Genomic DNA, 23477 nt, shown 5'->3' with positions numbered 1-23477 from the left:
TGGGGGGCGACAGAAGGATCCAGAGGGCGGCGAAGTAAGGTCCGTCGTCCATCGCCGAGAGCAGAATCGGGACGCCGCGCACGGGACCGAAATACTGGATGCTTTCGTGGCCGTCCGACCCCCGCCGGACGACGGCCAGCCGGATTCCCAACTCCTGTGTCACCAGCGTCGCGAGTACCGACCGCACGGCTTCGGACGAGCCCGTCCATCCTGTCCGGGCAGTTCGTTGTACTCGTTGAAGTCGTGCGGCCCGAAGAACTTGTTGTTCAGGAACAACGCTCCGGCGCCGACACCGCCGAAGATGACGAACTCGGAGATGGAGCTGAGCCCGGCGCCGAGGAAGGTGTCCCACTTCCACTCGAAGTTCCCTGTGTAAAGACCGTTGACCACGAACTCCGCCCCGGTCTCACCGAAGCCTTCTGCCAGGAAACCCTCCCCGATGTCGCCGTCGCCCCGCAGCCACTTGTTGTCGCCGAAGTCCTTGAAGTAGTTCTTGAAGATGTTGTTGAACACGCCGGACAGGCCGCCGATGAAGAAGCCCGCGACCGCACCGAACGCCGCCGACTTGCCGATGTCACTCCAGTCGATCCCGTCCGGCCGGCGGTCGCCCGTGTTGAGCGAGAGCATGGCCAGCCGCACCGCGAAGGTCGTGAACGCCTCCTGCAGCGCCTCGCTGAAGGCAGGCAGCAGATTGGTGCTCCTGAGCAGCCGGTCCAGAATCAGCAGAACGGAGAAGCGGGTTCTGGCCTTGGCCAGCGCCGCCTCCCCGAACGAGAGACCACCCGTGAAGAAGGCCATCGCCGCGATGAAAGCCAGCTCGATCAGCAGCTGGACGATCTCGGCGATGATCTCCCATTTGGACTCCATGATCTTTCTGAACTGCTCGATCTGCCCATCCGCCAGATCTTCGAGCTGCTTCACGAACTCACCGAAGTGATCCACACCGTTGGTGCCGGTGAGCATGCCCATTGCCTGGATGTACTGCTCCGCGACCTGCGGTGGCAGAGCTCCCTGGACGCTGGAGAGCGAGTCCCTGATCTTGTCGCTCAGATCCCTGAGCCGGTCCCCGTAGTCCTGGAACGGGAGGCGACTTCCGTACGCCAAGTCCGAGTCGGCCTGCAACGGCCGCTCGCCGAGAAGGACGAACAGCATGGTGCTGACTTCTTCGCTGAACTCGATGTCGCCCGGCACGTCAGTGCCTTCCGCCGCCCTCGCCGCCGGCGCCGATGCCATGGGTGGCCGTGACGGCGGCGTCGATGTTCTCCTGCGCGAAGCCTTGCGTGCTGGTGATCTCCCTGAGTTCCAGGAGCCGTCCGTTCACGATGGACCCCACGGCATCGGCGATCGCCTGCCCGGTCTGCGTGACACCGAGCACGCTCAGGCTGAACTGGCCGCCGGCCTCGATCGCGTACTCGTCGTCCACCCCTTCCCAGCCCGCGTACGACGCGATGCCGTCAGTGAACTCCCCGACCATGGCCAGGGACTGGGCGGCGATCGCCTCGATTTCACCGATCGCCGCCTCGATACGACCCGGATCCGCCTCGTAGGCCTCGGATGCCACCATCGCGCTACCGCCCTTCCGCGTGGCCGCGAATCGCCCGGCCCGGCGAATGCGGGCCGGATTCGCCGACGTCCTCGTGGATCTCGTCGCGCAGCCTGCCCCCGCCTGTTCTGTCATGGGTGCCTTCCGCCGCCGCGGCCTGCAACGGGCCGAAGATCCTCTCCCAGTCGATTTCGGAGCCCGTCACTTCGGGCAGGCCACCGGAGCGCTCGGAGAGCGGCTGGAACGCGTCGAGCACGAGCCGGGCCATCTGGGCGCGTCCCTCCTGGACGGCGTCAAGCACGGCCGCCGACAGCTGTGCGGATCCCATGTTGCGGTACTTGCCGTCCAGGAACCGGATGTGCGTCAGCTCGCCCTGCGGCCCGACCGTGACCTCCACGGAGCGGTCACGCGAGCGCACCTTCGTCGCGGCGGCGCGCAAGCTCTCCTCGGCCTGGGCGACCGCCACCTGGGTCCGCTTGAGTTCCGCCATGGCCGCGGCCAGGCGCTCCTGCATCGATTCCGTCATGTCAGTCCCTCCCGAGAACGGCGGGAACCCCGCCCTCGTCCGTCCCCCATACGTCCTCGTCCTCCGCGACCCACGACTCCCTCTCGCGGTCGCTGCTCTCCGTCTGCGGCTGGCCGCCGGCGCCGGAGCCTCCCATCGGCATGAAGGGTGTCCCCGCGCTGGCGGTCGACGTCCCGCCGCGTCGGGCGGCACCCACTTCCGCGTACGGGGAGCGATCGGCACCACCTGATGCCGGAATCCGGCGCCTGACGGGCTGCTGCCCGTCGTCCAGCACGTTGCGCACCCGTTCGCCGTCGCCGCCCCCGCTGGTCGAGCCATTGAGGCGGGTGCCCATCGGCAGCATCGGGCTGCCGCCCCCGCCGGGTGCGCCGTACCCTTCGTGATCGGAATCCGGGTCCCCGGCGAGGCCTGCCGGGGCGAGTGGCGAGCCCAGGTCGTCGGAGTAGTCCGGCAGCGTGTCGAACAACTCCTCCTCGTAGTTGGGGAAATACGAGGACGGAGCAGCCGGGTCCGTCTGGTGCGGATTGCCCGGATGGCTGGGCAGTGAGTGGCCGGGCTCGAGCGGCGAGGTGACGGAGCTTCCGTCGGGGAACGTGGTCGTCGTCGTGCCCTTGGCGGGGTCGACCGTGGTGGAGCTGCCGTCGGGGAAGTCCGTGGTCAGGGAGTGGTCGGGGTTGAGCGTCGTCCAGCTGCCGTCCTTGTTGTGCAGTGATTCCCCGGGAGCGAGATCGCTGATCTGATGGGTGCCGTCGGGCAGCCCCACCGTGGTCTCGCCCGTCGTCGGGTCGACCGTTGTGAAACTCCCGTCCGGGAACCTCGTGGTCACCGAGCCGTCGGGGTTGAGGCTCGTCAGTCCGCCGTCGGAACCGGGTGTTGTGTCCGGACCGTCGAAGGGGAGCTCCCACTCCCTGCCGCCGGGGGACAGGGCCTCGCGACGCTGCTGGTCGTAGCGGTTCTCGTCCTCGGCCTGCCGCTGCTCCTGCTTGGCCTCCTGCTCGGCCTGCTTCCGGTCCTGCTCGGCCTGCCACGTGGGTCCCGACGGACGCGGTCGTGGTGGGGCCGTTCTTCCCCGAGTAGAACGGGATGACGAAGTCGGTGTTCTGGATCCGCCAGCCGGAGTTCTGGCTGCGCCACTGCAATGAGTCCGCGGCCTCGACGATGGCATTGGACGGTTCGCCGTCGTAGTCGTCGAACTCGATCTTCATCAAGGGGATGTGCTGGTTTCCCAGCAGCTTGTCGAAGAGAGTGTCCCGCGTGGGCATCACGTATCCCGTCAGCAGTTTGACCGCGAGATGCCAGTAGTCGTCAGTCGAGTGCGCGGGATGCACGGCCACGGGGGGGGAACCTCCTGGTGAGAGTCGATGGATCACGGGCGGTGGGGAGCGAGCACCCTACGAGTCGTCGTCCCCGCCGCCGTTCCCGCCGCTGTTCCCGCCGCCTTGTGTGCCGCCGAGGTCGTCCGCGGTGTCCTCGAAGATGTCGAGGAACCTCTTGCCGTCGAGAGTGAGCAGGTTGGCACCCTGGGTGCGGGACAGCGTTTCGATGGTTTCGCGGAGGTCGCTCTCGATGTCCCCGAACAGCGTGGTCTGCTGCTTGTAGATCGTGACAAGCGACTTGGCGGTCTTCAGAATGCCGGTGTTGAGTGCCTTGCCCTTGCCGCCCAGGTTCGCCGGCTGCGCCATGAAGCCGATCGCCAGCGGCTTTCCGGTGGCGTACGTTTCGAGCTCGGCATCCGAGTCGATGTCCCCGTCACCCAGGACGGTGGACATGGTGGGTCCGAAGGTGTCGTCGTCCACCCCGATCTTCCGGACCTCTTCCTTGAAGGGCAGGACGCGGTTCGTGAGGAACTGTTCAAGCCCCGCCTTGTCCATGGCGAGCTTGCCCGTGGCGGGATTCGGATCCTCCGGCATGATCTCTCCTCTCCGGGCACCGGCTCATCCGGCCGGGCGTGGAACGTACGTGAAGGGGTGTGGCACGCGCGCCGGCCCGCCCGGGATCCGTGCGGGTCGGCGCGCGGCGACCGTCGACAGCGGCTTCGGGGGTGTACCGCTCGACGGGGTCAGCGGCCGATCTTCACCGAGCTCCACATCTGCGTGAGCGAACCCTCGCTGTAGCGGTAGCTCTCCGAGACATCGGTCAGCAGCCCGGAGTGCTTGGTGAGGAGGTCCTCCATGGCCTTGACCGCGTTGTCCCAGGCCTGCTGCTTCTGGCTGTAGACATCGCGGTCGTCACCGATCCAGGTGATGCGCAGTTCGCCCAGTTCCATTTCCAGATTGGAGAGCGTGGTCGCGATCGCCTTGGTCTGCTGGACCATGTCGTCGGCCGCGTTGTTCATGTGCGAGTAGTCGACGTAGATGTATCCGTCGCTGAAGTTGTCCGTCATGGGAACCTCCTCGGATCGCCGCGGGCATGCTGAAGCGGGTGTGCTGAAGCGGCGGGCAGGCCGCGCGCGGTCTGTGCGGCGGTCAGCCGGTCAGGGTGTCGAAGACCGAAGCGGACTGGTTGTACGCGGTGTTGATCTGCTCGTTCGAGGAACCCTGCTGAAGCCCGTGCTCGGTGAGCGTGTGATTCAACGTCTCGATCATGTCCTCGACGTTCTTCAGGATGACGTCGGCCTGTTCCTCCCAAGCCGTGATCAGGCTCTGGAAGGCATTTCCGTCGCTGCCCTGATAGCCGGAGGACAGATTGAACTTCGTGGCCTCGACGTCCTGACGGCTCTTCACGATGCCGCTGAAGGCCATCTCCAGAGCCTGAATGCCGTTCCGTGTCGCCTGTCTCCGCCGACTGCTGCATTCCGTTGGCAGACATGTGTGCCCCTCTCGTCGTCGACCTGCCACCGGTTCCTCTCGCGCCGGCGGCGCACAACCGAGCGGACCAGCCCGGCTGTTCCGGTGATCGAACGCTAGGACGGGGGGTTTGCTTTTACGGCCTGAAAGGCATGCCGCCGTCTTGTCGAGAGCTTGCCGAAACCTTGTCGCCCTAGTCGCAGCGAGGCGCGGTGGCGACGCTGCGCCCCTGCTCAGCGGCGCGTGGGGACAGATCAGGACCCGAGGGCAGCATGGCGAGCAACAGCGAGGGAAGCCCCTGCACTTCGGCGCCTTCGTAGCCAAGTGCTGTGGCGGCGTCGGCCGTCGCGATGCGGAACTTCACTCCCGTGTCGGTCACCAGGTAGACGGTGCTGCCGATCTTCGCGCCGGCCCCCCCCGGCACCTCGGCCGCGCTCGCCGCGCACTACGAGGGAATGACCCGTGACGCCACCTTCGGCAACGGCCGCGCGGCCCGGCGGGTCTTCGAGGAGATGGTGGACCGCCAGTCCTTCCGGCTGGCCGCCATGGCGGATCCGGCCGAGAACGACCTGACCCTGCTCTTGCCCGCCGACGTCGCCGATGGAGCCGCAGCGGACACGCCGCAGGCGGGAGACCGGGAGGAGATGCTGGCCCAACTCGAGGGCATGATCGGACTGAGTGCCGTCAAACGCGAGGTCACCGACCTGGTGAACCTCCTCTCCACCGCGCGGCAGCGCGAGGCCGCGGGCCTGCCCGCACCGCGCATCAGCCAGCACCTGGTCTTCGCGGGACCGCCCGGCACCGGCAAGACGACGGTGGCCCGGCTGTACGCCCAGCTGCTGCACGCTCTGGGCATCCTGCCCAAGGGCCAGTTGGTGGAGGTGGCGAGGGCCGATCTGGTGGGCCGGTACGTGGGCCACACCGCCCAGCTCACCAAGGAGGTCTTCCAGAGCGTCATCGGCGGAGTGCTGTTCAACGACGAGGCCTATGCCCTCACCCCCGAGGGGAGCTCCTCCGAAGGACCACCGTGACGAGGTGGTCGTCATCGTGGCCGGATACAGCGAGGAGATGGGACGCTTCCTCGACTCCAACCCCGGACTCGCCTCACGTTTCGCGCGTCATGTGGAGTTCGAGAACTACACCACGGACGAACTCGTCACCATCGTGGAACGCCACGCCGTGTCCTCGGGATACGAGTGCCTGCCCGGCACTCTGGAAGCCCTCCGGGCCAAGATCGCCACCCTGCCCAGGGGCCGCTCCTTCGGCAACGCACGGCTGGCCCGTCAGCTCCTGGAGACGATGATCACCCATCAGGCCCGGCGCCTCGGCGGCCTGCGCGCCCCCACCGTGGACGACCTGCGGACCCTGCTGCCGGACGACCTGCCGGCCGACCCGGCGGGGGCCAAGAAGGGCTGAGCGGACCGCTCACACCCGGATCACCTGGGGGCCCAGCTGCGCATAGCGCTGGGCCTCCACGGCCGAGAGCGAGGTGTCGGTGACGATGGCCTCGAAATCCGTCACCTCGGCGAACCGGCAGAAACTCACCGCTCCGAACTTGGTGTGTATGCCGGAAAATATCCGGCGCCGGGCAGACTTCATGGCCTGCGCCTTCACATGCCCGACCGCCGGATCGGGCGTCGTCAGCCCGAACTCCCGCGAGATGCCGTTGGCTCCGACGTACGCCAGATCGATCACCAGGCCCGCCAGCATCCCGGTCACCCAGTGATCCACCGTGGCCAGCGTGTTGCCCCGCACCCGCCCGCCCAGCAGCAATACCTGTGTGTGCTCCCGCCCGGCCAGCGAGCCCGCGGTGGCGAGTGACGCCGTGACGACGGTCAGCGGCCGGTCCTGGGGCAGCGCCTCGGCGATCAGCTGCGGGGTGAAGCCCTCGTCGACGAAGACGGTCTCCGCCTCGCCGAGCAACTCGACGGCTGCCGTGGCGATGCGGGCCTTCTGCGGTACGTACCGGGTGGTGCGGGCCGCGAGCGTGGTCTCGAATCCGGCGCTTTCGACAGGGTAGGCCCCTCCGTGCGTACGCCGGACGAGGCCGTTCTCCTCCAGCACCCGCAGATCGCGCCGCACGGTCTCCGGGGAAACCGTCAACTCCGCCGCGACGGCGGCGACTTCCATCGATCCATTGCGTCGGGCAACCGCGAGAATGGCACGTCGACGCTCCTCGCCGTCCAGGTCCTTCTCCTCACTGTGCGTCTGCGCGCGGGCGTGGAGCGCTCTCACGACGCCCCTACGCCCCGTCGTCGCTGGTCAAGCGGGTCCCCCGGGACAACCGTGTCAGGTTGCGGAAGTCCTCGGTTTCGAGGTTACCGTCGCGCCGAACGGCAACGAGGACTGGGTGGTTGAGGGTCATCGGACCGGTGAGTTCTCCCGTCCGCTCACGCATCGAAGAAATCGAAGAACCTGACCGCTGGACACGAGAGGTGCAAAGGAATCCCATGGACGAACTGGGTCTGAACACGACGCAAGTCCTGCTGCCGAACAACGCCCTCATCGAGGTACGGAACGACATGGGCGGGGGCGAATCCAGGGACGTCGCCGACTCGACCCGCCATTTCCGCGACGTCATGGACTCGCTTCAAGGTATCTCGCAGGGGGTGCTCAACGCGGTGCGGGCCGTCAACCCGGCCGAGGTCACCGTCGAGTTCGGCATCAACGTCTCTGCCAAGTCCGGTCACCTCTCCAGCCTGCTGGTCTCGGCCGACGCAGCGGCGGATCTCAAAGTCACCTTGACCTGGCGAAAGGAAGAGGGGTCCTACGGCACGGCCCCCGCGGGCGCGCCGGCGGGATGAGTCGGGAGGCGGTCCGCCGGCCGGCATGTCCTTGCGTCGGCGGACCGGCATCCCGTGGCGCGACCCGTCCTCAGGCCTTCGGCTGGGTGAGGCGGATGTGGTTGCCGAAGGGGTCGCGGAGGCCGCAGTCGGTTCCGTACGGGCGATCGGTGGGTTCCTCGGTGAACTCGACGCCTCGGCCCAGCAGCGTCTCGTATGTTTTGCGGCAGTCGTCCGTGCCGAAGATGAGATGGCCACCCATGACGCCCTTGGTGACCAGCTCGCGGACCTGCTGCGCCGTCTCGTCGGACATCGCGGGAGGGCCCGGCTTCTCCAGCAGGATCTGGCGCTCGGGGTGACCGGGGACGCTGACGGTCAGCCAGCGCATGAAGCCCATGTCGACGTCGGCGTTGACCTCCAGGCCGAGTTTGCCGACGTAGAAGTCGAGGGCCTCGTCCTGGTCGAGGACGTAGATCTGTGAGTGCGTGATGGCGTTCAACATGTGCATCACGCTAGTGGGAAGGCGGCACGAAAACTTATCCAAAACTGCTCGGTCGACGGACGGGACGGGCAGTGCGGACGGTCAGGCGCTCGGCCGTGTCCACGCCATCGTGAAGCACGTCGGTACGCCCGTGGCCGCCGCCTCCTTGCGGTACGTCCTCGGTGAGCGGCCGACGATGTCGCGGAACGTGCGGCTGAAGGTTCCCGGGCTGCCGAAGCCGACTTGGTAGCAGATGTCCGTCACGCTGTGGTCGGTCTCCCGCAGCAGGAACATCGCACGCTCGACACGGCGGCGCTGCAGGTAGCGGTGCGGCGTCTCGCCGAACGTGGCCCGGAAGGTGCGCGTGAAGTGCGCCGGGGACACATGGGCGATCCGCGCCAGGGCCGGTACGTCCAGCGGCTGCGCGTAGGCGCGGTCCATCGCGTCCCGTGCCCGGAGCATGCGGCGGTTGGTCTCTTCTGCGGCGCGGCTCACGGCGCCATCCCACCACGTTCTCCGCCGTCCGGCCACGACGGATCGTCGCCGTCCTGGGAGGTGCGCCCGCGGTTCAGCGGGACGGGTGGTCTGGGGCCTCGTGCTGTTCCAGCTGGGTCGCGAGGACCGCGGCCTGGACGCGGCGTTGGACGCCCAGCTTTGCCAGCAGGCGGGAGATGTGGTTCTTCACCGTCTTCTCGGACAGATACAGCCGCTTGCCGATCTGCCGATTGGTGAGCCCTTCGCCGATCAACGCGAGAATGTCCCGCTCACGTGGAGACAGGCCCGCCAGCGCGGGCGCCACGGTTTCCGCTCCGGTGGGCTCCGCGCGCAGGCTGCTCATCAGCCGGGCCGTCGTGGCCGGGTCGAGCATGGACTGGCCCGAAGCGACCGTACGCACCGCGGCCACCAGATCGGACCCCTTGATCTGCTTGAGTACGTAGCCCGCCGCACCGGCCATGATCGCGTCGAGCAGGGCGTCCTCGTCGTCGAACGACGTCAGCATCAGGCAGGCCAACTCCGACATACGGCTGCGCAGTTCACGGCACACACCGATACCGTCGCCGTCGGGCAGGCGTACGTCGAGCACGGCCACGTGCGGGCGCAGCGCCGGGCCGCGCGCCAGCGCCTGTTCGACGCTGCCCGCGTCACCGACCACGGTGATGTCCGGCTCGGCGTCGAGGAGATCGGTCAGTCCACGGCGTACGACCTCGTGGTCGTCGACGAGGAACACCCGTACCGGATCCTCCGCCGTGAATTTCCGTGCCTCGGTCATGACGGGCCCCTCGGTCGTGATCTCTCCCGTAGTGCGGACTGCTGAGACGATCATTGCCCTGCCCGGGCAGGAGTACCAGGGCCGACCGGCCCTAGTTGCCTCCGTTGGACCCCGATCGGCTCCGCCGGACTTCGGAGGCGCCCGGCACGCCGCCTTCGATCCCGTCCCGGCCCATACCGAACGGTTCCGTTTCGAATCCGGCTATACTTGCGGGATGGGAGAGACGCAGACTAGGAGCTCCGGGCGCCCGCGCTCCGCGGAGAAGGATTCGGCCATCCTGCAGGCCGCGCTGCAACTGCTCGCCTCGCACGGGTACACCCGCATGACCCTGGACCAGGTCGCGAAGGCCGCCGGGGTGAGCAAGTCCACCATCCACCTGCGCTGGAAGACCAAGGCGGACCTGCTCACGGCCGCACTGGAGGCGGCGCGCATGGCCGAGGCCCCACCGGCGACCGGGGACACCCGAACCGATCTGGTGGCCATTCTGCGCGACTTCGCGGCCACGGTGGAACGGGTCCGGGGCATGGCGCTGATCGGCACGTGCCTGGCTGAGGAGGCCCACACCCCCGAGCTGCTCGCCCTGCTGCGTGAGCGCACCGTCCTGCCCCGGCGTGCCCTGCTGCGCGCCGTGCTGGAGCAGGCCCGAACGCGGGGAGAGGTCCGCCGCGATGCCGATCTGGAGGCCGCGACCTCGGCCCTGCTCGGCCCGTTCTACGCCGACTACATGGCGGGGCGCGGCGGCAGGATGGGCTGGGCCGAGGATGCTGTGGATCTGGTGCTGGCAGGCCTGCGCCCCGGGGAGGCGTGACCAGGCAGACGGCTCAGTGAGCGCGCTGGATATGGAAGTTGAAGTCGGCGTGGCCGAGCGCGCCCCACAGGCGCAGCCAGATCGGCAGCAGCATCTCGGTGCCGCGCGCGGTGGTGATGTCGCCCAGGTCGATGACACTCCCGGCGGGCCAGCCGAAGGAGCCCAGCAGTTCGGTGACGGCCTTCTTGGCCTCGGTGTCGTCGCCGGAGACGAACACGGTGTGCTCGCCGGGGACGTGGGCCGGGTCGACCATGATCTGGCAGTTCATGGTGTTGAGGGTCTTGACGACCCTCACGAGGGGGAACTCGCGCTGGATCTGCTCGCCGAGGCTGTCGGTGTTCACCGGGTTCAGTGACGGGGGTAGGCCCTGGGAGAAGTCCAGCGGGTTGGCGATGTCGATCAGCACCTTCCCCGCCAGGTTCGCGGCGTCGGCGGCCTCGAGGACCTTCAGGCTGACGGCACCGGAGGTGGCGTTGACCACCGTGTCACCGAAGGCGGCGGCCTCCGCGAAGGTGACAAGGCGTACCTGGGCGTGCTGGGTCAGCCACTGGGCGACCGGTGGATTGCCGTAACCGTCGGGCTCGGTGTGGGCGAGGGTGGCCTTGGCGTCACGGGTGCCCATGGAGACCTCGTGGCCGAGGGAGGAGAGCTTTGCCGCCACGGCACGGCCGACGATGCCGGTGCCGAGAACTGCGTAACGCATGAGGGTTGGGTCCTTTCCGCGGGTACGGACGCTTCGATGGGTGACGGTTTGCTCTTAAAATCTAAACCGAGTCGTTCGGTATTGCAACTGGCCGTGATGGAGACGGTAGGTTCAGATGGTCACCCGGCCGGGCGCCGTGCGGCTGACGGCGATGGCTGCGCGGTACGGGACGGGAAATTCGGGGTCGGCCCGGCACATCAAGCGCACCGTCGGATGATCCGGAAACGGTCCGCCCGTCGGCCTTCCTCGAAGATACGGGTCCCCTGCGGAAAGCTGACCTCGCGCGCGATACGCAGCAGTTGGTTGCGGTGCTCGGCGGGCAGCGCCCGCATCATCGTGGTCGCGTTCATCGGCCTGCCTCTTCGTGGAGTTCCTCGTTGAGTACCCGAAGGCGGGCTCATACGAAGTCCAGTACGTCCCGCACGGCCCGACGAGGGCTCGTCGGGCCCACGGGGCCGTAGCCGAGGCGGAGCGTCAGATGGACGTGCGCCATCGTCGACAGCGGTTCGCGGGCCGCCCAGCGCAGGTCGCGCCATTCGAGAGCCTGGGTGGTGACGGAGGCGACCAGCTCGTGGCTGGTGGCCCGGAGCAGGACTCGCTGCAGGGCCTGGCCCGCGCGCAGCCAGTCGCCGGGGCGGTCACTCTCCGTTCCCAGCAGGGCGAGCTGGGGCTTCTCTTCGAAGTCCGTGGTGCCCAAGTCCGCCGGGTGACGCCGGCCCGCGAAGTCGCGGACGGGTGCCCTGCCGGAGCGTCGGCGCGGCCCGAAGGCGTACTCGGGGACACCGTCGTCGGCAGCCGTCTCCGCGCCGATGCGGGTCCATTGCTCCACCTCGGCGACGCGGTCGGGGTCCATCGTGTCGAGCCCCTCCGCGTCCTCCACCAGGTCCAGCAGAAACCGCACGTGCCAGGGCCCTGGGAAGTCCAGCGAGGCCCCCTCCAGCCGTGCGGCTTCGCGCAGGTCGTCGCGTACGGGAGAGGGGATCGGCGTGTCCGCGAAGGGGTAGCGGCTGGTGTGCCGGCGGGCGATGGCGGGGTACAGCCAGGTGAGAGTGCCGCCGGGGTCCGCGGGCGCGGACAGGTCCACCGTCGCGAGGAGATGAGGGCGTCCAGGGTCGGGCAGCAGACGGACATGCGGCTCCCGGCCCGCGTGCTGGGCGGCGACACGGAGCGTGAACAGCGCGGCGCCGCAGCCGATGTGGAGGGCGCGGCCGGCCGGATCGGCGTGCGGCATCGCACGCTCGGGATCGGCGTACAGCTCGACGGTGCCCGAGTCGCGCAGGAACCGGAACCGCCACGGCTGGGCGTTGTGCATGGACGGCGCGGTGGTGGCGTCCTTCACCAGTGCGGCCACGGTTGTGGTGTCGAGAGCGGGCACGGACACGACGGCCTCCCTTCGTGCGGAGCGCTGGGCGCCTGCGAGGCGGGACCAGGTTCGTGTGCCGGGCCTGCCTCGGGGCTCGTCTCCAGCATCAGGTCGTGCCCACGGGCGCCGCTGGGGCCGAATGTCCCCAGTCACAGGCCGTGCGGCCCACACCGCAGAGGGGGTGCGTCGGCTCGGGTCATTCGTCCTGGACGACATGCCGGGCAGCCCACTCGGCAGCACGTCGCCCCATGCGACCGCACGCCAGGCGTGGCACGGTGGTTGCGAGGGGGCCGGAAGGCGGTGATGGTCATGCGAGCCCACATTGGTGATCAACTCGTGGTGGAAAGCCCGACCACGGGATCGACCCGGCGGGACGGCGAGATCGTCGGACTCCACCACGAGGACGGCACGCCTCCCTACGACGTTCGCTGGTCGGACACCGAACAGATCACGCTGGTGTTCCCAGGGCCCGATGCGCATGTCCAGCACAGCGAGCACAGGCCGGAGAGCCTTCGGCATGTGTCCCGCCGCGGGTCGGACGACACGATCCGGCGAGCACCTGACCCCGGGGACATCGGGCGGCGCGTGGCTCTCGAACGAAAGCGCCAGGGACTGACCCGGACGGAAGCGGCTCGGCGCGCCGGAATCGCCCCGGAATACCTGAGGTATCTCGAGGAGCGGTCGGCCCACCCCAGCCCCGCGACTCTCATCAGGCTGGCCGACGCCCTGGGGACGGGAGTCGCCGACCTGCGGGGAGGCGGGGTGGACCAGCCGCCCGGACAGGGACAGGCGCTCCGCCACCCCGTGCTGGAGGACCTCACCGCCGAAGAATGCCGCGCCCGCCTCTCCACGCACGGCGTCGGACGTGTCGCGGTGTCGACGCCCGACGGCCCGGCGGTCGTTCCGGTGAACTACGAGGTCATCGACGATGCGATCGTCTTCAGGACGGCCCCTGGCTCCGACGCGGCAGCGGCTGTGGGAGCAGACGTCGCCTTCGAGGTGGACCATGTGGACGAGGCCATGAGCCGGGGCTGGAGTGTGCTCGCCGTCGGCCCCGCACAGGCGGTTACCGAGCCCGACGCGATGCGGCAGCTGGCCGAGCGGGCCCATGCCGACCCCTGGGCAGGTGGTGAACGCGAGCTGTGGGTGTCGATCCGGCCCACGCGCCTCACGGGTCGCCGCATCACTCCGTCCGATCGGTGACTCAAGCGTGCGGAACCACCGCGACGGGGCAGGTCGCATGATGAAGGGCCGCATGGGCGACGGAGCCGATGCGCATACCGATGGCGGAGCGGCGTACGCGGCGGCCCACCACGAGCAACCGCGCACGCGAGGCTGCCGACAGGAGCACCTGCCCCGCGCTCCCGATTTCGACATGCTCGATCACCGGCACGTCGGGAAACCGCTCGCGCCAGGGGGCGAGCGCCTGCTCCAGTGCCTTCTTCTCGAACGGTTCCAGCCCCCCTGCCTCGTCGGCCAGGTGCATCGAGCCAGGGCTGTAGGCGAAGACGGGCGGCAGGCTCCAGGCCCGCACCGCTCGCACCGTCGCTCCCCGTACTGCAGCGGCCTCGAAGGCGAATCCCAGCACCGCGTCGCTGTCCTCCGCCCCGCCCTGCTGCCCCACGACGATCTCAGCGCCGTCCGGCTCGCCCGCGTCCCCTGCCTGGGCCCGGACCGAGACCACGGGACGCGTGGCGGCAGCGATCACCTGCTGACCGTACGAGCCGAGCATGAAGCCGACGAGAGCGCCGTACCCCCGTGATCCCAGTACCAGCATCTCGGCCTGCTCGTTCGCCGCGAGCAGCGCGGCAACCGCGGTGTCGGGCACCACCTCGGCGGTCACCGACAAGTCCGGGTACCGGCCGGCCAGTTGTGTCTCGGCTTCCCGTACGACGGCGTTGGCCGATCGGGCCAGTGCGTCCCTGTCCTGGACCACGGGCACGTCGAGCGCATGCCAGAGCCAGGCGTGCACGATCCGGAGCGACAGCCCCCGAAGTGTCGCTTCGCGGGCTGCCCAGTCGGCCGCGGCCAGGCTTTCCGGGGATCCGTCCACTCCTACAGCGATCGTGCGGGTCATGGGGCTGCCTCCGTACTGGGTGCGCGGCCCGGTCACTCGAACCGGGCCCTGTCCCCTCAGCATCGCCGAACCCGGGGCAGCCGGCAGAGGGCCGGTCGGCCCAACATCGCTACCCGTTCGGCTGCCACGACCTCGGCCCGCCGCCTCCGCGCCGCCCGGTCGCCGGGAGCCGTGGAGGAAGAGCACGGAGTTGACGTAGCGCCGCCGGAAGGGGTTCAGGCTGCGGCGCAGCAGTCCGTGCTCGGCGACGTGTGCGGTCAGCGACTGCCGGCCCGGCAGGTCGAAGTCGGACAGCGGCAGCCAGTCGCGGCCCGGCAGCACCCAGCCCCGGTAGCCGTGGTGGGCGAGCCGGTCCAGTACCGGGTCCACCGGCCCGATCCGGGCCTCCAGCTCGACGAACAGCGCCGGGTGGTCACGGACCAGGATCTCATCGGCCCCGCGCAGGACGTCCAGCTCGCTGCCGTCCACATCGATCTTGATCAGGGAGACGTCTGTCAGGCCGAGACTGTCGATCCGGACGCACGGTACTGGTATCGACCTGCTGTGAATGTCCCTGCGGACGAGTGAGGAGACACCGCGGTTGCCGCGGTCGCCCGGTGGCAGCCACAGGTGCGCCGTGCCGCCGTCGCGGTCGGTGGCCGCCGCGTTCACCACGTCGACATGGACCGGTGTGGTGGCGGCCAGCACGCGGGCGAGGTGGGGGACCGGCTCGATCACCACCACCCGGTCGGCCCGCCGGGCCAGCCGCCGGGACCACGGGCCGTACCAGCCGCCGACATCCACCGCCGTGCCTCCGGCCGGGCAGAAGTCCGCCAGCCGCCGCAGCTCCGGCTCGTACCGCGGATACAGCAGAGCAACGCCCGTGGCGATCAGCGCAGGCGGCAGACGAGGGGCGATCCGGGCGGCCAGTGTCATGGACCGATCCGCCTGAGGATCCGCTCGTGCTCATCGTCGGGCACCCGCGTACCCGAGGAGGGAAGCAACTGGGGGATCCCGTCGATGATCGGATAGCGCCGGCGCAGCCGCGGGTTGTAGAGGACCTCCTCGGGCAGAAGCAGCGTCAGCTGTCCCTTGTCGATCGGGCAGGCGATGATCCGGAGCAGCGGATCGTCAGGCTTCATGGGCCAACTCCTTTGTCGGCGTGGGGGGTTCGTCATGACGTGGAAGCATCAGCAGGACACAGACGGCGAGCGCCGTGCCGCCGAGCCGCAGCGCGAGCCGCAGCGGGTCTTCGGGCAGGGACTCGCCGAAGACGAACGTGCCCAGCGCGGCGGTGAACAGACAGGTGACGGTCGTGCACACGGGCACGATCAGCGAGGCCCGGCAGCGCTGCAGGGCGGTCTGGGACAGGATCAGGCCGGTGACTCCGGTGAAGATCAGGATGTACGGATACGGGGACTTCAGCAGGCCGAAAGCCGCGCCCTGAACCCCGCGGGTTGTCAGATGGCCGGAGACGCCTTTGATGGCGAGCGAGCTGACTCCGTACAACAGCCCGACGGCAACGCCGTATTCGACGCCCGCTGTGGGCAGCCGGTGACGGCGGCGTGCCCTGCGTTCCACGGACCGGTACAGCCACAGCCCCGCCGCGAGAGCGGGCAGGCAGATCAGCAGCACACGGCCGTACGAGGCATGGCCGCCCACGGATTCGGAGTGCTGGAGGGAGGCCACGACCATCAGCAGCGCGAGGGTGATCACGACCACGCTCCGTCGCTCGCGGCCGCTGGGGCGCTCGCCCAGCACGACCGAGGAGAGCAGAAGCAGCAGGACGAGACCGGAGACGAAGATGCCCTGCGCCGCAGCGATGGGAAGGGTGCGGTAGACGGCGAGCTGCGCGGCGAAGCCCGCGGCGAGCGCGAACGAACCGCCGAGCCACAAGGGGCTGCCGATGAGCAGGCGCACGACGCGCGCGGGTTGTCCGGTACTCAGCCGCGGCAGGCCCGACAGTGCCCGCTTCTCCAGTACGAAGCCGGTGCTGTAGAAGACGTTGGCCAGCAGAGCCGATGCCACTCCCCACCACATGGCGCTACACCCGCCTGGCGTGCACCAGGAGGATGGAGGCCAAAGACGGCGCGGCACAGGCGGCACGGTCCACCGGGCGCAGGGGGCGCGGCACACCGTGGAAGGGCGCGCCTGCCAGGGTGACCACCTCGAAGCCCGCGGCGGTCAGGAACCCCCGCAGCGCCCGGGCCGTGAACAGGCGCAGATGGCCCACCACTTGGGAACCGGGGCGGCCGTGGATCCCGCGCAGGCTGACCTCGGAGAACACGGGCTGCACCCCGAGGACCAGCAGCACCCGGTTGTACCAGGCGGCCAGGTTCGGCGTGGAGAGCATCAGATGGCCGCCCGGTTTGAGGATGCGGCGCAGCTCGTCCAGGGCACCGTCGGGATCCACCAGGTGCTCGATCACCTCGCTGAAGAGCACGGCGTCGGCGATCGCGTCGCCCAACGGCAGTCCTCCCGCGGTCAGTTCACCCCGCACGACATCGTTCATCCGGGTGGCGGCCCGGCGCAGCGCGTCCTGGGACCAGTCGATACCGAGGATCCTGTGATCGCCGAGCAGCGGACCCGCGGTGGCGGCGGCGGAGCCGTCACCGCAGCCGACGTCCACGACGACGCAGGGCTCGGCGGGCAGCACCCTGGCCAGCATCACCGCCTGCCGGCGGCTGCGCTCGTCCCCGGAGGCGACGGGGACGGCCGGGTTCTCGTAGAACTCGCGCAGTCCCGCCGGGAGAGTTCCGGTCATGGCCCGTCACCTCCTGAATCGGCCGGCAGGTCCGTCATGGCCGCCAGGTACTCCGTGAAGAAGTCGCGCAGTTGCCTGCCCGCCGCGTAGTCGAGGAGTGCGCGCGACCAGCGCAGGGCCAGATGCAGCCGTCCGCCCGTGCTGGCGGTGGTCACGGTCAGCCCGCGCGGCATCGAGGCGGGAGCCGAGAACCAGACGGCGTCGGCGCGGCCCGCCTCCGCGAAGTCCAGTGGATAAGGGATGCGTCCGATGTTGCTGAGCAGCGTGGTCGAGGTCCAGGGTGCGGCGGCCCGCCGCAGGCCACGGGTCAGGGCGGCCCGCATCCCGACGGGCACGGCGGGTGCGGTCAGGAGGGCGGCGGCATGGCCGAGTTGAGGGCGGGGCGCCGACTTGAGGGCGCGGGTGCGTTCCGCGGTGCGGCGCAGCAGCGCGGCGAGGGCGTCGGGGTCGGGCTCGCGCACGTACTCCCGCGCCGCGAAGCCGACCTCGACGAGACGTGTGCCGTTTCCGATGGGCATCTCGGTGCCGCGGGGCCGTTCGTCGATGGGCATGGTGATGCGCATCGGGCGCGGCGGGACGTCGTGCAGCCGGTTCCAGCGGGCGATCATCAGGCAGGTGGCGACGAGGAGTTGATCGTTGACGGTGTAGCCGGCCCCGGCCGGCCGGCCCGGCACCGGCAGATCGGCCAGCAGCAGGCCGTTGCCGCCGCGTCCCGGGGCGTCGCTCGCCGGTGCGACACGGGCGGGCCGTGCAGCGCCGCCGCCCGTGCGGGCGGGCGGCGGCCCGGGTCGCCCGGGCGCTGCGACGGTAGTGCCTGCGGGAGAGAGGGCGCCGCCGTACAACTCGGCGGCCGTGGCCAGCACCCTCAGACACGCCGGCCCGTCCAGGGCGGTGTGGTTGAGCGTCAGCAGCAGGACACACGAGCCGCCCGCCGGCGATGGCCTGACCACGTCCAGCCGGACGGGCGGGGATACGGACAGCGGCGGAGCCTCGGCCAGCGCTCTGGCCCTGGCCCGCTCCAGCGCGCCGGGCCCCGGCTCCGGGAAGCGAGTCGGATCCACGTCCGGGGTGCCCGTCAGCTCCCATTCGTAACGCCGCCGGTACCAGGGACGGGGTGCCTCACGGACCAGAATCCGCGGGTGCCTGCGCAAGGCTTCGCCGAACGCTGCCCGAAGCCGCTCCGGATCCGGCTGCCGGGGAAGGCGCACCTCGATGTGTACGGTCTCGGGCTCGTCCTCGCGCACACAGTGCCGGGAGATCTCGTCGACGACCGGAAACGGAATCCTGTCCGAAGCAGTGGGCTTTGTCGGTGGCCCCGGCCGCGCGGGTTGCAGAGCGGTCATCGCGGCGGGGCCTCCCTCGGGTCGATCGGTGCGCTGCCGGGCGGATCCGGGCGGGGGAGGGGTGGCGGGGCCGGATCGGGGTGCCCGGCAGGGCCGTTTGCCGACCGCACCCGCTGCGGCAGCGGCGGCGGATCCGGATCCACCGCGCCCGATGTGCGCTCGCGCGTACCCCGGTCCACGGTGACCACCGCCGCGCACAGCGCGATGAGCGCCAGGAGTTGGGCCGCCGGACCGAACGCGCCCCGCCCGGCCGAGACCGGATCGCCCGCCTCCGTCGCCGCCGCGATCCCGGCGGCCACCATCGCCACCAGGGCGATCGGCACGAGCAGGGCATGCCGCAGACGGGCGACCACCGCCAGCGCGGGGACGATCAGCGCGAAGGGACCAGCAACGACCGCGACCACAAGGGTCAGTGCCACCAGGCCCAGCACCCACCCGGGCTCCGGTGGTGTCATCGCCGCGGCCGGGGTGGCGCTGCGGCGGCGTACGAGTGCGAGAGCCGCCAGGAGTGCCACCGCCACCGCGCCGCCGATCATTCCGATGTCGTAGAGCAGCACCGGCTCGTACTCCAGCTCGACCGTGCCGCCCACGCCCGCGGGAATCAGCCAGGCCTGCTGCCAGCCGTCGATGCGCAGCGGGATCAGCGTCTTGCCGTTCAGGGTGGCTTTCCAGCCGTCGTTGGCGTTCTCGTACATCTGGAGGTACGCGGCCTCGCCCGAGCCGACGGTCACGGACCGCCGGTCGCCGCGCCAGTCGACCGCGGAAGCCTCCCGCTGGTCGCCGACAGCGGGTGGCCGCAGCTCACCGCGGGTCAGTGTGATGTCGGTGAGCGCGAGGGGACCTTCGTCGCCCGCCTCCACCTGGTGCAGCCCCCGGCCCAGCGGAACAGTGCCCTGGACTGTCCGGCAGAGGCTCACATCGACGGGGCGTCGCTCGGTCAGCTCGCGCACCGTTCCCGACGCGCTCGTCGCGTGCAGCGTGCCGTCGACGGCGACGGGCGGACCCTGGCCGCACGGCACGGAGAACCTCAGCTCCGCGGCGGGCGGCGGTGTGCGCAGGTCGGCGAGTGCCGGTACATAGACCTCGCTGAGGCCGACCGGCAACTGCATCCGGCTGTCGGCAACGGGGTTGTGGACGGTGAGCGGTGCCGCCCGGCTGACGGTGATGTCGAGCCGGTCCGTGGTGATCGGCTCGAAACGGGCCAGGCCGTTCTCGTCGACCGCGGCCGTCACCCCGCCGTTCGGCGTGCTGATCAGTATCTGCTCGGGCCGGGTGGACAGGCCGCCCGCCGCCGCGAGGACGAGTCTGTCGATGGTCTTCCGGCCGGGCCAGCGCAGATGGATGACCGGCCTGTCGCCGGCGATCCATGCGGAGGTCAGATCCTGGTCGACGAGATTGCGCGGGCTGAGGCCGTTGTCGAGCCGGCTGGTCGAGTCCGCGGTCGCCGTGATCCGTCGCCCCTGCCGTGGATCGGCGGCCGTGATGAGCCGGTCGAGCGCCTCGCCGGGCACGGGCAGCGCCTTCGCCGTGACGGCGAAGTCCCCGCCCCGGCCGACGCCGAACCTGCGGTGCAGCCCCTCCTCGGCCGATACCGGCGAGAGGCCGCCCGGGTCGCTGCCGCGATGCAGCGAGAACACCTCGGCGCCCGCCTCGGTGTCGCCCGCGTCGGTCGGGAGCCGGAGGAGCCGGGTCACCTGGACGCCCGGGACCGAGACCTCGCTGAAGCCCGCGCCGCCCAGTCCGGCCTTGGGGGACTGGGCCGCCAGGATCGTGATCCTCAGCCAATTGGCCTGCCCCGCGGGCGCCTTGACCGGCTGCGGGCTGCCGCTGGGAGCCAGCGGGCTGTCCTCGGAGCCCTGGTCGGTCTCGACCCGTACGAGTGTGGGGGCGGCACGCATTCCGTCGCCCGGCAAAGGAGTGAGCTGAAGCGATGCGGGGACGGATGTGGGCGAGGAGAAGCCGATACGCAGCCACTGGCCCACGGCGTTTCCGGCACTGCCCTCGGCCCACGCCGTCTGCGGGTTGCCGTCGAACGCGTTCACCGGGTCGTACTGCGGCAGATGGAACAGCCAGTTGCCGCTGCTGGACGCCGTCACCGAGGCGGCGCCGCGCAGGACGGCCGTCGTCTGATGCCCGATGCCCGTGTTCGGCAGGATCTGCCGCGGCCGCTCGCCCGGATCCTGCAGGCTCCCGGTGGGGTTCCGTTCGTCCGCGGTGTACGTGTACGAGGTGTTGCTGTTGACCAGTCCGAAGCGGGTGTCCGCGCGGCGCAGCCCGTCGGCGACGTATTGCGCCGCGGGTGTGCCGAGCCCCGGATGGTTGTCGCCGGTGAGAACGGTTGGCCTGCCCCGCAGGCTCGGATCGGCGGACAGTTGCAGCAGTGCTTCGGGGCCGCCGCTGACCACCGCGGTGTCGGCGACCGCCGGCAGGCCGACCTGTCCGGGGCGCCGGGTATTGCCGGTCGGCTCGTAGATCTCGACGGCCTGCATACGCGGGAAGATGCCCTGGATCTGCACGGGTGTGTCGCTGGGGATACGGCCGCCGGTGAGCAGCGGGTCGAAACCGGTGACCCGCCGATAGCCGGAGGCTTCCAGCGTGCGCTTCACGGTGATCGGCGGGACGTATCCGAGCTGGTCCGGGTCGAGGTCGTTGCGTACGACGACGAAGTAGAGGCCGGTGCGTGACAAGTAGTCGCGCAGGCCCGGCACTTCGCCGCCACTCATGAGCGCCTGGTCCACCGCGTCCATCGCACGCCGTGAGCCGGGCGTGCCGAGGGGCACGAAGTCGCGCTGCGCCCAGGGGGAGTCGGCCAGGACGTCGAGGGGCTCGTCGATGGGAGAGCCCCAGGTGTAGAGGCCGTGGGCGGTGGCGGGAACGACGAGGGCACGGCTGTCGGGGGAGTTCTTCTCCAGCCAGTCGGCGGCCTGCGTCCACTGGCTGGGCAGTTTCTTGAAGGCGCCCGGCTGCAGGATCGTCCCGTTCACATACGGCCAGGCCAGACCGGGCAGGACCAGCAGCGCGGCAATCAACGGCGCATGGCGGCGGGCCGGGAAGGGCCGGGCCCCGCGGCTCTCGCCCGCCGTCGCCACCAGGTGCGTCAGCCCGAAGGTGAGCGCGAGGGCGAGCCCCGGCTGGAACTTGTAGACGCTGCGGAAGGGCTTGAGCGGCCCGTTCAGCCAGTCCCTGACCGCCCCGTGGAAGGGGGCGCCGAAGGTCCCGGCGTATCCGGTCAGGGCGATCAGTGCGACGGCCAGCACGGTGAGCAGCAGCCAGCGGCGCTCGGGCAGATCGCGCCGGGCCAGACCCGCGAGCCCGAGCGCGGCCGCGAACGCCGTGCCGAGGATGGTGACCGTCGCGGTCGCCACAGTCCAGCCGGCGGGCAGCCAGGCTTCGCCGAAGTGGAGGTAGGCAACCCAGTTGCCGGCTCCGCGCAGCAGTTCGGTCGCGGACATCGTCCCGGTGGTGGTGTCGGCCTGTTCGACGTACGGCATGAAGTCCTCGCCGTAGACGCCGAGAAGCAGCAGGGGGACAACCCACCAGGCGGTGGCGAGCACGACGCCGGGGGCCCACCAGGCGATCAGAGCCCGCTTGCGCGGACCCGCCGGGCGGCTGAGCAGATAGAGGCCAACGGGCAGCAGCGAGGCAAGTGTCGACGCCGCGTTGACGCCGCCCATGAAGGGGATCAGCAGCGCGGACGTGGCCGCGGCCACCCGTGGTGTGGTCCGGGTGCCGGTGAGCGGCAGGAGCACCCACGGAAGCAGCGCCCCGGGGAGCGCGGCCGCCGAGGTGGAGCCGACCACGATCGTGAAGGTCGGCCACAGCGCATAGCAGACGGCGCCGAGCAGCCGGGACCGTGCGCTGCCGATCTCCAGGCGCTCGGCGAGCCGCAGGGCACCCCAGAACGCGGTGGTCACGATCAGCGAGAGCCACAGCCGTTCCGCCAGCCAGACCGGGATGTGCGCGAGGTCGGTGAGCGCGTAGTACGGCAGGGTCGGGAAGGCGTATCCGGCGTACTGGTTGGAGAGCCCGCCGAATCCCGCGCGGCTCTGCCACAGCTCCCCGAGGTCGCCGATGAACTTCCAGGGGTCGGCGACCACGCCGAGCTTGGTCTCGAAGGTCATCCTGCCCGGTGACACGGACAGGAACGCGACGAGGACCGCCGCCCAGAAGGCCAGCAGCCACGATCTGCCGCGCGGTCGGCCGGCGGGCGGCGGGGACGGCGGCGGAGCGGTGGGCCGGGGACGGCCCGGCCTGCCCGGGGGGAGGGTCAACGTCGTCTCAGCCATCGGTGACTCGCAGGGGGCTGGTCATCGCTGCTGCCGTTTCTGTTCGGCGCCTAAGGACGAGGAGGAGGTTCCAGGTGGCGATCTCGCGCAGGCCCGGGACGCGGGTGACGGCCTGGGCGAGGAACGGCCAGTACCGCGAGCGGGCCGTGAGGAGCGAGACGTCTTCGCGGGCGCGCACCTGGCGCAGGGTCGGACCGATGTGGATCGCGAAGAGGTTCTCGCCCAGGGTGTGCTTGGCCTGGCGCCCGGTCCGCCGCAGATAGCGGGCGCGGGCGCGGTCCGCGCCCAGGTAGTGCCAGGGCGCCCACTCGTGACCGCCCCAGGGGGAGAGCCAGTTGGTGAACGAGACGTAGACCAGCCCGCCCGGCCGGGTGACGCGGATCAGCTCGCTGAGGAAGGTCTGCGGGTCGGCGACGTGTTCCAGGACGTTGGAGGAGAAGCAGATGTCGGCGACGCCGTCGGCCAGGGGCAGCAGATAGCCGTCGGCGACCACCGAGCCCGCGGGGACGGTGCCCCGGGCGCCCAGTTCGCGCAGATCGGGCTCGAAGAGATAGCCGTGCGCACCGCGCCGCCGGAACTCCTCGGTGAAGTGGCCGCGTCCGCCGCCCACGTCCACCACCAGCCGGCCCTTCAGCGGCATCTCCCGCTCCAGCTGGTCGGCCGCGTCCTGCGCGAGCAGGGTGTAACACCGGTCCGGGTCGGTCTGCTCGCCCATGAACGCCCGGAAGAGCGCCAGGGACCTGCGGATGGAGGGATCCTTCACGG

The 23477-nt window shown here is 70.1% G+C and carries 23 protein-coding genes and 4 pseudogenes; 4 read left to right on the top strand and 23 right to left on the bottom strand.

Translation table 11 applies throughout. The features are described 5' to 3' along the window. Positions 1–159 precede the first annotated feature (159 nt). From OHA61_RS04070 to OHA61_RS04035, 8 genes and pseudogenes are all read right to left on the bottom strand, one after another. Complete coding sequence (locus OHA61_RS04070) at positions 160–1191, bottom strand: hypothetical protein (protein ID WP_406301728.1); 1032 nt, start codon at positions 1189–1191, stop codon at positions 160–162. Position 1192: 1 nt separating this feature from the next. Beyond that, the gene (locus OHA61_RS04065) at positions 1193–1564 is read right to left on the bottom strand and encodes a hypothetical protein (protein ID WP_406301727.1); all 372 of its coding nucleotides are present in this window, start codon (positions 1562–1564) and stop codon (positions 1193–1195) included. 4 nt (positions 1565–1568) lie between these two features. Next, the gene (locus OHA61_RS04060; protein WP_406301726.1) at positions 1569–2069 is read right to left on the bottom strand and encodes a YbaB/EbfC family nucleoid-associated protein; all 501 of its coding nucleotides are present in this window, start codon (positions 2067–2069) and stop codon (positions 1569–1571) included. A 1-nt stretch (position 2070) separates the two neighbouring features. Beyond that, positions 2071–2895 (bottom strand): hypothetical protein, encoded by an 825-nt coding sequence (locus OHA61_RS04055; protein ID WP_406301725.1) that lies wholly within the window; start codon positions 2893–2895, stop codon positions 2071–2073. A 565-nt stretch (positions 2896–3460) separates the two neighbouring features. Further along, entirely contained in the window at positions 3461–3979 is a 519-nt protein-coding gene (locus OHA61_RS04050; protein WP_406301724.1) for a type VII secretion system-associated protein, read from the bottom strand. 149 nt (positions 3980–4128) lie between these two features. Next, positions 4129–4452: a WXG100 family type VII secretion target gene (locus OHA61_RS04045; protein ID WP_406301723.1), complete on the bottom strand. Its 324-nt coding sequence runs from the start codon at positions 4450–4452 to the stop codon at positions 4129–4131. Between the two features lie 82 nt (positions 4453–4534). Beyond that, positions 4535–4877 (bottom strand): annotated as a pseudogene (locus tag OHA61_RS04040) (hypothetical protein). Positions 4878–5048: 171 nt separating this feature from the next. After that, a complete protein-coding gene (locus OHA61_RS04035; RefSeq protein WP_406301722.1) occupies positions 5049–5234 on the bottom strand; it encodes a type VII secretion protein EccB in 186 nt (61 codons plus the stop codon). A gap of 37 nt (positions 5235–5271) precedes the next feature. Here OHA61_RS04035 and OHA61_RS04030 point away from each other — a divergent pair. Next, positions 5272–6271 (top strand): annotated as a pseudogene (locus tag OHA61_RS04030) (AAA family ATPase); the annotation flags it as partial. Between the two features lie 9 nt (positions 6272–6280). Here OHA61_RS04030 and OHA61_RS04025 read toward each other — a convergent pair. Beyond that, positions 6281–7042 (bottom strand): DeoR/GlpR family DNA-binding transcription regulator, encoded by a 762-nt coding sequence (locus OHA61_RS04025; protein WP_389371347.1) that lies wholly within the window; start codon positions 7040–7042, stop codon positions 6281–6283. A gap of 263 nt (positions 7043–7305) precedes the next feature. Here OHA61_RS04025 and OHA61_RS04020 point away from each other — a divergent pair, with 263 nt between their 5' ends. Next, a complete protein-coding gene (locus OHA61_RS04020; protein ID WP_406301721.1) occupies positions 7306–7659 on the top strand; it encodes a CU044_2847 family protein in 354 nt (117 codons plus the stop codon). A 70-nt stretch (positions 7660–7729) separates the two neighbouring features. On the opposite strand, the gene OHA61_RS04015 is transcribed toward OHA61_RS04020, so the two are convergent. The 3 genes from OHA61_RS04015 to OHA61_RS04005 all read right to left on the bottom strand — a co-directional run bounded on the left by OHA61_RS04015 (position 7730) and on the right by OHA61_RS04005 (position 9389). Next, the gene (locus tag OHA61_RS04015; RefSeq protein WP_324976507.1) at positions 7730–8140 is read right to left on the bottom strand and encodes a VOC family protein; all 411 of its coding nucleotides are present in this window, start codon (positions 8138–8140) and stop codon (positions 7730–7732) included. Between the two features lie 81 nt (positions 8141–8221). Further along, positions 8222–8614 carry an AraC family transcriptional regulator gene (locus OHA61_RS04010; RefSeq protein WP_324976510.1) on the bottom strand — a complete coding sequence of 131 codons (393 nt, stop codon included), beginning with the start codon at positions 8612–8614 and terminating at the stop codon, positions 8222–8224. Positions 8615–8687: 73 nt separating this feature from the next. After that, on the bottom strand, positions 8688–9389 hold the full coding sequence (locus OHA61_RS04005) for a response regulator (RefSeq protein WP_406301720.1): 702 nt from the start codon (positions 9387–9389) through the stop codon (positions 8688–8690). Positions 9390–9603: 214 nt separating this feature from the next. Here OHA61_RS04005 and OHA61_RS04000 point away from each other — a divergent pair, with 214 nt between their 5' ends. Next, entirely contained in the window at positions 9604–10197 is a 594-nt protein-coding gene (locus OHA61_RS04000; RefSeq protein ID WP_406301719.1) for a TetR/AcrR family transcriptional regulator, read from the top strand. A 13-nt stretch (positions 10198–10210) separates the two neighbouring features. Here OHA61_RS04000 and OHA61_RS03995 read toward each other — a convergent pair whose 3' ends face one another. The 3 genes and pseudogenes from OHA61_RS03995 to OHA61_RS03985 form a co-directional block, all read right to left on the bottom strand. Then, positions 10211–10900 carry an NADPH-dependent F420 reductase gene (locus OHA61_RS03995; RefSeq protein WP_406301718.1) on the bottom strand — a complete coding sequence of 230 codons (690 nt, stop codon included), beginning with the start codon at positions 10898–10900 and terminating at the stop codon, positions 10211–10213. A 209-nt stretch (positions 10901–11109) separates the two neighbouring features. Continuing rightward, positions 11110–11250: pseudogene (locus OHA61_RS03990) on the bottom strand (regulator); the annotation flags it as partial. Positions 11251–11297: 47 nt separating this feature from the next. After that, entirely contained in the window at positions 11298–12281 is a 984-nt protein-coding gene (locus OHA61_RS03985; protein ID WP_406301717.1) for an Acg family FMN-binding oxidoreductase, read from the bottom strand. 291 nt (positions 12282–12572) lie between these two features. Here OHA61_RS03985 and OHA61_RS03980 point away from each other — a divergent pair, with 291 nt between their 5' ends. Beyond that, positions 12573–13466 (top strand): pyridoxamine 5'-phosphate oxidase family protein, encoded by an 894-nt coding sequence (locus OHA61_RS03980; protein WP_406301716.1) that lies wholly within the window; start codon positions 12573–12575, stop codon positions 13464–13466. Between the two features lies 1 nt (position 13467). Here OHA61_RS03980 and OHA61_RS03975 read toward each other — a convergent pair whose 3' ends face one another. From OHA61_RS03975 to OHA61_RS03940, 8 genes and pseudogenes are all read right to left on the bottom strand, one after another. Continuing rightward, a complete protein-coding gene (locus OHA61_RS03975; protein ID WP_406307270.1) occupies positions 13468–14340 on the bottom strand; it encodes a universal stress protein in 873 nt (290 codons plus the stop codon). A 339-nt stretch (positions 14341–14679) separates the two neighbouring features. Continuing rightward, positions 14680–15255, bottom strand: a pseudogene (locus OHA61_RS03970) (FkbM family methyltransferase); the annotation flags it as partial. Next, on the bottom strand, positions 15252–15461 hold the full coding sequence (locus tag OHA61_RS03965) for a Trm112 family protein (RefSeq protein ID WP_406301715.1): 210 nt from the start codon (positions 15459–15461) through the stop codon (positions 15252–15254). The gene OHA61_RS03965 and the pseudogene OHA61_RS03970, both read right to left, overlap by 4 nt. Further along, positions 15451–16359, bottom strand: coding sequence for a hypothetical protein (locus tag OHA61_RS03960; RefSeq protein WP_406301714.1), 909 nt, complete (start codon positions 16357–16359; stop codon positions 15451–15453). Before OHA61_RS03960 ends, OHA61_RS03965 begins: the two co-directional genes overlap by 11 nt. Positions 16360–16363: 4 nt before the next feature. After that, positions 16364–17083: a class I SAM-dependent methyltransferase gene (locus OHA61_RS03955; protein ID WP_406301713.1), complete on the bottom strand. Its 720-nt coding sequence runs from the start codon at positions 17081–17083 to the stop codon at positions 16364–16366. Further along, complete coding sequence (locus OHA61_RS03950; RefSeq protein ID WP_406301712.1) at positions 17080–18426, bottom strand: condensation protein; 1347 nt, start codon at positions 18424–18426, stop codon at positions 17080–17082. The genes OHA61_RS03955 and OHA61_RS03950 overlap by 4 nt, the downstream gene beginning before the upstream one ends. Continuing rightward, positions 18423–22712: an alpha-(1->3)-arabinofuranosyltransferase family protein gene (locus OHA61_RS03945; RefSeq protein ID WP_406301711.1), complete on the bottom strand. Its 4290-nt coding sequence runs from the start codon at positions 22710–22712 to the stop codon at positions 18423–18425. The genes OHA61_RS03950 and OHA61_RS03945 overlap by 4 nt, the downstream gene beginning before the upstream one ends. Beyond that, positions 22705–23475 carry a class I SAM-dependent methyltransferase gene (locus tag OHA61_RS03940; protein ID WP_406301710.1) on the bottom strand — a complete coding sequence of 257 codons (771 nt, stop codon included), beginning with the start codon at positions 23473–23475 and terminating at the stop codon, positions 22705–22707. The genes OHA61_RS03945 and OHA61_RS03940 overlap by 8 nt, the downstream gene beginning before the upstream one ends. Between the last annotated feature and the right edge of the window lie 2 nt (positions 23476–23477).

This window comes from Streptomyces sp. NBC_00885 (genome assembly GCF_045207475.1).
GTDB lineage: Bacteria > Actinomycetota > Actinomycetes > Streptomycetales > Streptomycetaceae > Streptomyces.
The sequence above is the reverse complement of the archived record's forward strand: the minus strand, read 5'-3'. Positions and strand labels throughout refer to the sequence as shown.